Source organism: Stenotrophomonas sp. YJH_SMC_91, assembly GCF_059368495.1.
The window spans coordinates 748,121-760,299 of the sequence record NZ_JCAFRT010000001.1 but is presented as its reverse complement, the minus strand read 5'-3'; the positions used below and the strand labels follow the sequence as shown (position 1 = coordinate 760,299).

The following is a 12,179-nucleotide window of genomic DNA, read 5'->3' as shown; positions in this document are numbered from 1 at the left end:
CGTGAGTCGAGTACGACTCGAGTCTACAAAGGCTGCGTGCGGGTATGGGCCTACGCTGCGGATGTCCGGGTCCGCCTTGTAGCGAGCCGAGCACCGCAGGTCCGGCGAGGGCGAAGAGGCGCGGGTGTCTGAGCGCTGCGAATGGCGCCGACCAAGCGCCCGGCGCCGCCGAACTGCCGTCAGCGCAGGCGGTCCAACGCCTCGACCAGCTCATCGGCCAGCGGCGCGTTCAGCACATACGGGCTCTTGCCGTCGTCCAGCGCGAACTCCAGCGAGGCCGCGTGCAGGAACAGACGCTTCAGCCCGATCTGCTCACGAAGCCGCTTGTTGACCGCCGGATCGCCGTATTTGTCGTCGCCGGCCACCGGATGCCCCAGGTGCTGGGCATGCACGCGGATCTGGTGGGTACGGCCGGTCTCGATGCGCACCTCGCAATAGGAATGGCCGCCGCGGCGCTCCAGCACCCGGAAGTGGCTGATCGATTCCTTGCCGATCGCGTTGACCTGCACATGGCGCTCGCCGCCCTGGCGCAGGCCGACATGCAGCGGCGCATCGACCGTCATCACCCCGTCGGGCATGCGCCCGGACAGCAGGGTCAGGTAGCGCTTGCGGATGCCGGCGCCGTGGTCTTCACGCAGCAGCGCCTGCAGTTCGCTCAGCGCCGAGCGCTTCTTGGCCACGATCAGCAGGCCCGAGGTGTCGCGATCCAGCCGGTGGACCAGCTCCAGGGTCTGCCCCGGGCGCAGCGCGCGCAGGGTCTCGATGGCGCCGAAGCTGATGCCGCTGCCGCCGTGGCTGGCCACGCCGGTGGGCTTGTTCAGGGCCAGCAGGCGCGCGTCCTCGAAGACGATGGCCTGCTCCAGCCGGCGCATGAATGCCTCCGGGGGACCCACCTTGTCTCCCTCTTCGGTGAGACGAACCGGCGGCACGCGCACTTCGTCGCCCGCCTCCAGCTTGCGCTCGGCCTTGGCGCGGCCGCCGTTCACCCGTACCTGGCCACTGCGCACCAGCTTGTAGACCAGGCTGCGCGGGGCGCCCTTCAGCTGGCCGAGCAGGAAGTTGTCCAGGCGCTGGCCGGCGCGGTCGGCGGGAACGGTGATCATGCGCACGGAAGGCTTGTCGCCAGCGGGCTTGGTGGGGTCTTGGGCGGTCATCAGGCTGTTTATTCTGTTACACTCGGGGGGCGAGATAAGGGATTGATTTCGTTGGAAGTTACTCAGGGCCAGAAGCCCAGCTTCCGACGAATCCGGCACAGTGCGCGACCACCGCCCGCGGGGCGGCCATGTTAGCGGCTCACCGGCCTTCCCGGCCATCGCCGGATGCCTGACACGCAACCGTGCTGAACATGTCCCGCGTGGCGCTCCAGCCTGGCTGACAGCTGCCTGCGGCCCTGCAACACCCAAAAACCATAAGAGTGAAGCGCTCCCGCGGCCTGCCGTGGTGTCGTAGCGCTGGAAACCCAAGCCGCCCTCCCCGCGCTTGCGCGAATGGGCGGCGAGCCGTGTCCAGAGGCGAAACCCCATGGCGTTCCGCGCGGTAGCCGCTTGCGAGGAACGCAACAATGAAGCGAATGCTGATCAACGCCACGCAGGCTGAAGAGCTGCGTGTTGCCATCGTGGATGGCCAGTCGTTGTATGACATCGACATCGAACAGCCGTCGAAGGAACAGAAGAAGTCCAACATCTACAAGGGCCGGATCTTCCGCATCGAGCCCTCGCTGGAAGCGGCCTTCGTCGAGTACGGCGGTGGCCGCCATGGCTTCCTGCCGCTGAAGGAAATCTCCCGCGACTACTTCCAGGCCGGTGTCGACCACAACAAGGCCGGCATCCGCGAGCTGCTGAAAGAAGGCCAGGAGATAGTCGTCCAGGTCGACAAGGAAGAGCGTGGCAACAAGGGCGCCGCCCTGACCACGTTCATTTCGCTGGCCGGCCGCTACATGGTGCTGATGCCGAACTCACCCAGCGCCGGCGGCGTGTCGCGCCGCATCGAGGGCGAAGACCGGGCCGCACTGAAGGACGCCCTGGACAAGCTGAACATCCCCGACGACATGGGCGTGATCATCCGTACCGCCGGCGTCGGCCGCGATGCGGAAGAACTGCAGTGGGATCTGGACTACCTGCTCAATGTCTGGCGCGCCATTGCCGAAGCGGCACTGAGCAAGCCCGCCCCGTTCCTGATCTACCAGGAATCGCGCCTGATCGTGCGCGCCCTGCGTGACTACCTGCGCGCCGACATCGGCGAGATCCTGGTGGACACCGAGGAAATGTACGAGCACGCCCGCGAATTCATGCAGCAGGTGATGCCGCAGACCCTGCGCAAGCTCAAGCACTACAAGGACGACATCCCGCTGTTCAACCGCTTCCAGATCGAATCGCAGATCGAAGGCGCCTACGAGCGCAACGTGCGCCTGCCGTCGGGCGGCTCGATCGTGGTCGACCAGACTGAAGCGCTGACCGCCGTCGACGTCAACTCCTCGCGCGCCACCAAGGGCAGCGACATCGAGGACACCGCGTTCCAGACCAACCTGGAAGCGGCCGAGGAAGTGGCCCGCCAGCTGCGCCTGCGTGACCTGGGCGGCCTGGTGGTGATCGACTTCATCGACATGGCGTCCAACAAGCACCAGCGCGAAGTCGAGAACCGCCTCGCCAACGCGCTGAAGTACGACCGCGCGCGCGTGCAGGTCGGCCGCATCTCGCGCTTCGGCCTGCTGGAAATGAGCCGCCAGCGCCTGCGCCCGAGCCTGGGCGAGTCCAGCCAGATCGTCTGCCCGCGTTGTGACGGCCACGGCCGCATGCGCAGCGTCGAGTCGCTGTCGCTGTCGATCATCCGCGTGGCTGAAGAGCATGCGATGAAGGAGAACACCGGGCAGGTGCTGGTGCAGGCCCCGGTGGAGATCGCCAATTACCTGCTGAACGAGAAGCGCAGCGCCCTGCGCGAGATCGAACAGCGCCACGAGGCGCCGATCGTGATCGTCGCCGACGAGCAGCTGCACACCCCGCACTACACCGTGACCCGCCTGCGCGAGAACGAGCTGGGTGAAGAAAGCAGCAAGCCCAGCTACCAGCGCGGCACCCCGCGCAAGCTGCCGGTGCACGCGCTGACCAAGGGCCAGCTGAACATCCCGCCGCCGGCGGTGACCCAGGTCAAGCACACCTCCCCGGCCCCGGTGCGCGAGGAAGTGGAGCCGGCCGCGGCCGCTCCGGCCCCGGTCGCTGCAGCCCCTGTTGCGCCGGCCCCGGCGGGCGGCGTGATCGGTTGGCTCAAGCGCGTGTTCGGTGGCGAACCGGCGCCCGCGCCGGCACCGGCCGCCCCGGCTGCACGCCAGCAGCAGGACGGCGGTCGCAAGGACCGCAACAAGGATCGCAACAAGGACCGCAAGGACCGTCGCGACGACAATCGTGGCAATGGCAACGCGCAGCAGCAGAAGGATGGCGGCAACCGCAAGGACCGCGGCGAGCAGCGCAAGGACGGCCGCAACGGCAATAACGGCAATGCGCAGCAGCAGCAGCCGCAGCAGGGCAAGCAGAAGGAGCCGCAGCACAAGGATGGCCAGCAGCCGCCGCAGCAGCAGAACAAGCCGCGCAACGAGCAGCAGGGCCAGAACCAGAACCAGCAACCGAAGCTGAAGCAGCCCAAGCAGCCGCGCCCGCAGCAGCAGGACGGTGACAAGCCGGCCGAGAAGCCGCAGCGCAATGCCGCCGAAGCACCTGCCGAAGCCGTGACCGCAGCTGCAGCCGTAGCCGCTACGGCCGTCGCCGCCAATGGGGTGAACGCGCAGGAAGCCACCGCGCCTGTCGCCCCAGTCGCCCCGGTGGAAGCGGCCGCACCGGTCGACACCGCTGCCAATGCGGCCAGTGCGACCGACGTGGTTGCAGTTGCCGGTGAAGAGGCTGCAACCGACGCCAATGGCGAGCAGGCTGGCGAAGGCGCAACCCGCCGTCGCCGTGGCCGTCGTGGTGGCCGTCGTCGTCGCCGCGGTGGCGCCGAAAACGCCGCCGGCAGCGACGCCCTGGGTGATGACCAGGACGAGGGTGATGACGGTGATGACGCCGACGGCGCCGAGCCGAACATCGACAGCACTGCCGGCACTGCGCCGGTCGCGGCTGTGCAGCCCACGCGTTCGCAGCCGGAGTTCGACTTCGATGACGAAGCCGAGCCGGTCGCTGTCGAAGCCGAGAAGCCAGCCCGTGCTGCAGCCGCTGTTGTCGCCGCGCCGGTTGCCGTGGTGAGCAGCGCTGTGGTCGAAGCCGCCACCCCGGTCGTGGCTGAAGTGCAGGCACCGGTCGAAGCTGCGAAGACCGAAGCGGTGTCCTCGCCGGTGCAGACCAGCATGCTCGATGCCATCGACGCCGCGACCCCGGTCCAGCCGGTCGCCGCTGCCGCACCGGTCGCCAACGCCACTCCGGTGGTGGACGCTGCTGCGCCGGCCATCGAAGCAAAGCCGGTTGTGGCTGAAACGGCCGCGGTGGTTGAAGCCGCTCCGGTGATCGAAGCGAAGCCGGTCGCAGTCGAGGCCGCGCCGGTCGTGGAATCGAAGCCGCAGGTGGTTGAAGCAACCCCGGTGGTTGAAACCAAGCCGGTGGCCAGTGAGAGTGCCCCGGTGGTGGAGGCCGCCCCGGCCGTTGAAGCCACGCCGGTCGTCGAGACTGCGCCGATCGTGGAACAGCCGGTCGCTCCGGTGGCGGTCGAAGCCGCACCGATCGAAGCCGCCGCCCCGAGCGCTGATGCGGTGGTGACGCCGTCGATCGATCCGGTCGCCGATGGCCATGCCGACGCTGGCGCCCAGGCTGCAGAAGCCAAGGCTGATGAAGAAGACGAAGAGGCCGCCAAGCGCACGCCGCCGGCGAACTGATCGCTCCTTGATAGCGTGAAAACGAACCGGCGGGGATCAATGATCCCCGCCGTTTTTGTTTGTGCTTCGGGCCGAACCGTGCCAACCAAGGTTGGCACCCACCAGGGCACAACCCGCGCACGGTCACCGCTTTGGTAGAGGCCAACCTTGGTTGGCGCCGTTGATTGAGTGCACGCGGACACGCCCGTGCCAACCAAGGTTGGCACCTACCTAAGCGTGTCCCGTCAGGGTTTCGGCGCGAACTGCAGGCGGGTCCACACGCCGTAGTGGTCCGAGGCCCAGCGACCGCTGTCGTCGGGCTGGTCGAACAGGATCTTCGCCTCGCGCGCGACCATCTCGTCCTGCTGGAAGAAGATGTGGTCGATCCGCGACGGCGCCTGGTAATAGTGGCGGTTGAGCGTACTGACCCCGGACAGATCGGTGTTGACGTGCACGCTGCCGTAACTGTCGCCGTAGTGGCTGCGCAGCTCGCTCAGATCGCCGGCATCCACCAGTGCATTGAAGTCACCTGCGATCACCACCGGCGCGCCCGCCGACGTCGCGCTGATGAAGCGCAGCAGGTCCTCGACCTGACTGCGACGGATGCGTTGTCCGCTCTCATCACTGCGCTCGTTCAGATGCGTGGCGTAGACGTTTACCGGCGTGCCATCGACGTCGATGCGCAGGTGGGCCACGGTGCGGTAGTCGTCCAAGGGCTGCAGCAGATGATCCCCCTGGGCAAGGATCGGCCGCCGGGTCAGAAGCGCATTGCCGTAGCGCTTGGGCGCGCCGACCGCATCGGTGGACACGAACACGTACTTGTAACCAAGTTGGCTGGCCAGCCATTGCGCCTGGTTTCGCACGTTGCGGCGTTGGATCACCTCCTGCAGGGCAACCGCATCCGGCTGCAGGCGCTTGAGTTCGGCCAGGATGGTGCGGCGCCGGCGTGGCCAGTCCTCGCGGTCATGATGCAGATTGAAGGTGACCATGCTCATGCCTGGCGCGGTGGCGACATCAGCCGCTGCCCCGGCGGCTGGATCGGCCGCCATCGCGGCGCCCGGCAGTGCCAATGCAATGGCCAGCCCCAGGGCGCGCACGATCGTGCGCACTCTTGCCCCCTGCTGCTTCATCGTTACTGCCCCTTGCGCTCGGCGCGGCGCACCGCGCTCGGTACATCGATCTCGACCCGCGCCGGCAGCTGGTGCACGTGCAGTTCCTTGTTGACCCATTCGGCCGCTTCGCCGTTGATGGTCGCCTCACCCGGATCACCGGCGTACGGCCATGGCAACACCACGCCACCGACCGGTGGCACCAGGCCCGGCTGCACCTCCAGCACCAGCTGCTTGTCGCTGCGCTGCAGGCGGTAGTTGAGCTGGCCCTGCGGCGTGCGCAGGCCCTGCACGGCGATGCCCTCGCCCTGCAGCCAGGCGCTCGGAATGCCGGCGGCCAGCACCAGCGCATCGTCCATGTCACGACTGTACGCGAACATGTCCAAGGCCGAGCGCACGAAGTCCGAGGCTACCCAGGCGTGCGGCAGGTCACCGACGAAGAACGGCTTGCGCGGCGTGCGCGAGACCACCTCGGCCCACTGGTTCCAGGCCTGCGGCGCACGGTCCTTGAAAAAGAACTCGGTGGCCTGCCAGGCGCGGTCACGCCAGCCCAGGCGTACGAACGCCGCCACGTTGCGCCACTCGTACGGGGTGTAGTCCTTCCACTCACGCTTGCCGTCGCGGCGGGCCACGAACTCCTTCCAATAGCGCTCGAAGGTCGCCTCCAGTGCCTGCTGCGGCAGTCGGCCCTGCTCGCCGCCCGGCGCCAGCGCGATGGTGGTCGAGGTCGCATCGAAATCGCCCAGCTCGGCCGAGCCCGGCAGGTAGTCGATGTCGTGCTGCTGCATCGCCGACAGCAGCGAGGCCTGCAGGTCATCACGGAACTGGTCACGCGATCCGGCGATCTGCATCGCCTCGACCTTGCCCAGCTGGGCCGCCAGCGATGCCGCGTCCTTGTAGCCGCGCAACGCCCAGAAATTATCCCAGTACGAATGCATCGGCTTGGCCGAATAGCCTTCGTGGCTGATCGAGGCCGGCATCATCCCGTAGAAGGCCGGATTGCGTGCGCGGTTCTCCTCGGTGCGCTCGCTGGCGCGCAGCTGCTCCATGTAGTTGTAGGCGCCCTGCACGTGCGGCCACATCAGCTCGGTGAACGTGCTGTCGCCGGTGTAGCGTCCATACTCGGCAATGCTGTAGATCAGTTCGCCATGGCTGTCGTTCTCCGGTACCGGGTCGCTGCCGCGCGCGTCGACGCAGCACGGCACCTTGCCGTTCTCGAACTGGTACGGCGCATACCAGTTGATGTAGTCACGCACGGCATCGCTGCGCCCCATGCGCAGCAGGCCCTCGGAAATCATCGCGCCATCGCGGATCCAGCTGCGCGCGTACGAGCGCGTGCCCGGCTGCAGGCGTGGGCCAACCCGCGAGATCAGCATGTGCGCGACGGCCGTGCGCAGGGTATCGACCAGTGCCTGGCCCGCAGCCGGCACCTGCAGCGAGACCACGCCCAGCTTCTGCCGCCATTGATCGGCCACCTGCGCCTGCGCCTTGGCCACGTCCAGCGCCTGCGGCGCCCAGCCACCGGTCTGCGGCAGCACCACCGCCACTTCGCGGCTCTGGCCGGGCTCGAGCTTGATCGTGTACATCAGCGCACCCGACGCCATGCCGGTGCTGTCCTTCACTGCGGTCGTGGCCGGGTACTTGCCGCTTTCCAGATGCATCGCATCGAGCTTGCCATCGAACGTACTGGCAAAGCGCGCATCCGGCGCCTGCAGCGGATAGATGCGCGGCTCACCGTTGACCCGAACCAGCTGTTCGCCCACATCCAGTGCATCGATGCGGCTGAAACCACCGACGGTGTTGAGGAACTGGGTGGGCGGGTTGACCTGCCACGGACGGATTGCCAGCGCCAGGGTGTACTCGTGCGCGACCTTGTCCGGATTGCTCAGCCGGTAGCGGCCGATCAGCTGCGCGCGCTCGGGCGTGCCTTGCACGAAACTGGTCACCGAAAGCCCGGCCTTCTCATGCACCCAGTCGACGGTGGCGATCGGCAGGTAGTGATCCTGCAGCGACTGGGTGATGGCGACCTTCGACCAGTCCAGCAGCTTGCCGTCCAGGCGGATGAACGGCTCGATGCTGAAGCTGCCCTTGGCCGGCTCCAGCGCGCCATCTTCGCTGATCAGCGCCTGCTCCTGGCCACCATCAAGGCCGAGCAGGGTCCAGTACGGCTGTTCGCCCACATAGGCACGCGGCAACGAGCCACGCGGCAGATCGGCGGCCACCGAGGACAGGAAGGCATTGGGCGTGGCGGCGAACGCCAGCGGCTTGAGTGCGATGTCACGGATGCCATAGCGCCAGTTCGGGCCATCGCGCAGATCGAAACGCACGTAGCGCGCGTCGGTATCCGGCAGCGCCAGCCAATCGCGCCCCCCCGCACCGCCGGTCACCTCGCGCACAGTGCGCCAGTCCCGGCCATCCTCGGACGTCCGCACGGTGTAGCGATTGGCTTCCAGGTTCGGCAGCCAATCGATCACTACACCGCCGATCTCGCGGCTCTTGTGCAGGTCCAGGCTGATGGTCTGCTGCTTGACGCCACCGCTGATCCAGAACGTGTCGCTCTTGCCGTCGATCATGCGGTCCTGCAGCGCGGTGGCCGTATCGGCAATCACCGATGGCACCAACGCGGAATCATCCTGCGGCGGCAGGCCCTGCAGGGTCAGCTTGTCGAAGCACACCGTGCCGCGGCCACCGACCTTGCTGTAGATCGTGAACTCGACGGCGGCGCTTCGTGCCATCTCCTTCTCGGGCGAGGGACCCCACGCCTTGTCGATCTGGCGGCGGCGGTACTCGACCGGCGTCCACGCCTTGGGGAAGCTGTAGCCGGGCCGGTTGACCCACCAGACGTTGTCGCCGCTGGCATCGATCAGCTTGAACTGCAGGTCGTTGCCCGGCGATTCGCCACGCAACTGGAATCCGAAGCGGTAATTGACCGGGTACTCGATGTTCAGCGCGCGGCGGATGCCGACGTAGCCGGAGACATCGTGGAAGTCATAGTCCAGGCACAGCGCGCGGCCACCACCGGCACCACTGACCGGGCGCAGCGAACCGCTGACCTGGTCGGACAGCACCAGCGTCCAGGCTGCGATGTCGTCGAAGTCGTCCAGCACCTTCGGTGCCGGCAGCGCCGGTGGTGCGGCGATCGCCAGGGAAGTCCACAACAGGCCCAGTCCAACGGCGATCGCTCGCTTCATCCCTTGACGCTCCCCAGCAACAGACCTTGGATGTAGTACCGCTGCAGCACCAGGAACAGCGCCAGCACCGGGACCACGGTGACCACCGCGCCAGCCATCATCATTTCCACGTCCATGATGTGCTCGCGCGAGAGGGTGGCCAGTGCCACCGGCAAAGTGTAGTGCTCCTGGTCGGTCAGCACGATCAATGGCCACATGAAATCGTTCCATGCGCCCATGAAGGTGAAGATCGCCAGGGTCACCAGCACCGGCTTGAGCATCGGCAGCACGATCTGGAAGAAGATGCGCAGCTCCCCTGCCCCGTCGATGCGCGCCGCTTCCAGCAGTTCGTCCGGGATGGAACGCGCGTACTGGCGTACCAGGAAGATGCCGAACACGCTGGCCAGCGCTGGCACGATCACGCCACCGAAGCTGTTGACCAGGCCCAGCTGCTTCATCAGCAGGAACAGCGGCAGCATCGCCACCTGCGCCGGAATCACCAGCGCCGCCATCAGCACCTGGAACAGGCGCTCGCGGCCGACGAAGTTGAGCTTGGCGAACGCGTAGCCGGCCATGGTGTTGAGCAGCAGCGAACCGACCGTGATGCCGAGCGACACCAGCAGGCTGTTGGCGAAGTTGCCGCCCATGCCAGTGCGCGCGAACAGCTCATGGTAGTTGTGCGTGGTGATGCTGGAAGGCAGCAGCGGCGGCGGGAAATGGCTGGCCTCGCCCTGCGGCATGAACGAGACCGAGAGCATCCACAACAGCGGTGCCAGGCTGACCAGGGCCAGCGCCAGTAACGCACCATTGATCAACCACGGGTACCAGCGCGACTGGCCGATTTCACGACTCATACCAACTGCCTCTTGCGGCCGAAACGCAGCATCACGGTGGTCACCGCCAGGATGATCAGGAACAGCAGGAACGCCACGGCGGAGGCGCGTCCCAGGTTCCACCACTTGAAGCCTTCCTCGAACATGAAATACAGCACGCTGACGGTGCTCTGCAGTGGGTCGCCGCGGGTCATCACGTAGGGTTCGGCGAACAGCTGGAAGTAGCCGGACACGGTGATCACGCCGACCACCAGCAGCACCGGGCCGAGCATCGGCAGGGTGATGTGCAGGAACTGCTTCCAGCGCGAGGCACCGTCGATGCGCGCGGCCTCGTACAGGTCATGCGGGATCGCCTGCAGGCCGGCCAGGAAGATCACCATGTTGTAGCCGAAGTTCTTCCACACCGCGAACAGCATGATGGTCGGCATCGCCCAGTTGGGATCGCCCAGCCAGTCGATCGGGCTGATGCCCAGATGGCCCAGGCCGTAGTTCACCAGGCCGTAGCTGGTATGGAACAGGTAGCGCCAGATCACCGCCACCGCCACCAGCGTGGTCACCACCGGCGCGAACAGCGCGGTGCGGAACAACGCCTTGAAGCGTGCGGCCGGCGCATTCAGCAGCATTGCCGCGCCCAGCGACACGCCGATCGACAAGGGCACACCGATCAACACGAAGTAAGTGGTATTCCACAGCGACTTCCAGAACATCGGTGTCTGCAGCAGATCGATGTAGTTGCCGAGGCCGACAAAGCGCAGGTTGCTGCTGTCAGCCAGGGCATACAGGTCGAAGTCGGTCACGCTCAGCGCCAGCGCCGAAGCCACCGGCAGGCCGAAGAACACGCCCAGCACGATCAGCGAGGGACCGGCGAAAATCCAGCCGGCGAGTGAAGTACGTTTCATTGCGCGCTCCCGGCGGCCACGGCACTGCTCGATTGCGGCGACGGAACGCGCTGCTGCAGGCGTTGTTGTTCATGCATCCAGCGGCGCTTTGCCAGCACCTTGTCCACGCGCTGGTCGAGCTCTTCGACGGCCTTGTCCTGCGGCAGGCCACCGCGCACCACCTTCTCGGTGACGATGCGCATTTCCTGCACGATGCGCTCCCATTCGAGCACCTTCGGCGTCGGCTTGACCCGCTCCAGCTGGTCACGGAACGCTGCGGCCAGCGGATCGTTGGCCAGCGACGGCGCACTCCACGTGCTGCGGCGTGGCGGCAGGTCGCCGATGATCGAATGGAAACGTGCCTGGATCTGCGGGCGCGACAGGAACTCGATCAGCTTCCACGACGCCTCCTTCTGCTGCGACTTGCGGAAGATCACCAGGCTGGTGCCACCGGCGATGCCCGCGCCCGGACCATCCGGCCCCGGCAGCGCTGCGGTGCCCCACTGCCCTTCCAGTTCCTTCGGCTGCAGCTTCTTGAACTCGCGGATGTTCCATGGGCCGGAAATGTAGAACACGTTGAAGCCGCGGAAGAACTCATCCCAGACGTTTGAGATCTGCGTCTCGGACATCTTCGGCGCCCAGCCCTGCTCGAACATGTTGGCGTAGAACGCCAGCGTGCGGCGGAAGCCGGGGCTGCTGAAGTTGCCGCGGGTGTCATCATCGCGCAGCAGCGGATCGGGCTGCTGCAGTGCCAGCGACAGCTGCTGCTCGAACTCGTTGATCGGCATCAGCACCGCATAGCGGTTCGGACCCTGCATGCGCTTGATCGCTGCCATCTGCTCATCCCACTCCTGCCACGTGCGCGGCGGGTGGTCGTAGCCGGCCTTGGCCAGCAGGTCCTTGCGGTAGTAGATCAGGCGTGTATCGACATACCACGGCACGCCCACCAGCTCGCCGTGGATCACGTTGGTGTCCCAGATGCCCTGGAAATAATCCTTCTCATCGACCACGGCAGAGCGATCGACGAACGGCTGCAACGGGGTCAGCGCATCGAGCTCGGCGAACTCCGGCACCCAGGTGTTGCCGAGCTGGCACACGTCCGGCAGGCCGTCGGCGGCGAACGCGGTCAGCAGCTTTTCGTGCGCAGCGGTCCACGGGATGTTCTGCACGTCCACCTTGATGCCCGGGTTCTCGGCTTCGAACTCATGGATCAGTTCGCTGACCACCTCGGCTTCCCGGCCCATTGCCCAGAAGCGCACAGTGGTGGTGCCCGGTTCGGTGCGGGCGCAGCCGGCCACGGCCAGTGCGGCCAGGGCTGGCAGTGTCCAGCGGCGCAGACGGTCGATCCAGTTCGGCAT

Annotated in this window: 7 protein-coding genes; 1 reads left to right on the top strand and 6 read right to left on the bottom strand. The window is 66.6% G+C overall.

Going from position 1 to position 12,179, the window contains the following annotated elements:
- Positions 1–179: 179 nt before the first annotated feature.
- The gene (locus AC5P5X_RS03365) at positions 180–1,154 is read right to left on the bottom strand and encodes an RluA family pseudouridine synthase (protein ID WP_111118353.1); all 975 of its coding nucleotides are present in this window, start codon (positions 1,152–1,154) and stop codon (positions 180–182) included.
- A 407-nt stretch (positions 1,155–1,561) separates the two neighbouring features.
- On the opposite strand from AC5P5X_RS03365, the gene rne reads away from it, so the two are divergent.
- Positions 1,562–4,852: a ribonuclease E gene (rne, locus tag AC5P5X_RS03360; protein WP_111189656.1), complete on the top strand. Its 3,291-nt coding sequence runs from the start codon at positions 1,562–1,564 to the stop codon at positions 4,850–4,852.
- A gap of 224 nt (positions 4,853–5,076) precedes the next feature.
- Here the strand turns inward: rne and AC5P5X_RS03355 are convergent, their stop codons facing one another.
- From AC5P5X_RS03355 to AC5P5X_RS03335, 5 genes are read right to left on the bottom strand one after another with little or no spacing between them, the layout of a single operon-like run.
- Positions 5,077–5,961 (bottom strand): endonuclease/exonuclease/phosphatase family protein, encoded by an 885-nt coding sequence (locus AC5P5X_RS03355; protein ID WP_111188825.1) that lies wholly within the window; start codon positions 5,959–5,961, stop codon positions 5,077–5,079.
- A gap of 2 nt (positions 5,962–5,963) precedes the next feature.
- Positions 5,964–9,131 (bottom strand): discoidin domain-containing protein, encoded by a 3,168-nt coding sequence (locus tag AC5P5X_RS03350; protein ID WP_111188826.1) that lies wholly within the window; start codon positions 9,129–9,131, stop codon positions 5,964–5,966.
- Entirely contained in the window at positions 9,128–9,964 is an 837-nt protein-coding gene (locus AC5P5X_RS03345) for a carbohydrate ABC transporter permease (RefSeq protein WP_185695130.1), read from the bottom strand. Before AC5P5X_RS03345 ends, AC5P5X_RS03350 begins: the two co-directional genes overlap by 4 nt.
- Positions 9,961–10,842 (bottom strand): carbohydrate ABC transporter permease, encoded by an 882-nt coding sequence (locus tag AC5P5X_RS03340; RefSeq protein WP_005410323.1) that lies wholly within the window; start codon positions 10,840–10,842, stop codon positions 9,961–9,963. Before AC5P5X_RS03340 ends, AC5P5X_RS03345 begins: the two co-directional genes overlap by 4 nt.
- Complete coding sequence (locus AC5P5X_RS03335; protein ID WP_076739314.1) at positions 10,839–12,179, bottom strand: sugar ABC transporter substrate-binding protein; 1,341 nt, start codon at positions 12,177–12,179, stop codon at positions 10,839–10,841. The genes AC5P5X_RS03340 and AC5P5X_RS03335 overlap by 4 nt, the downstream gene beginning before the upstream one ends.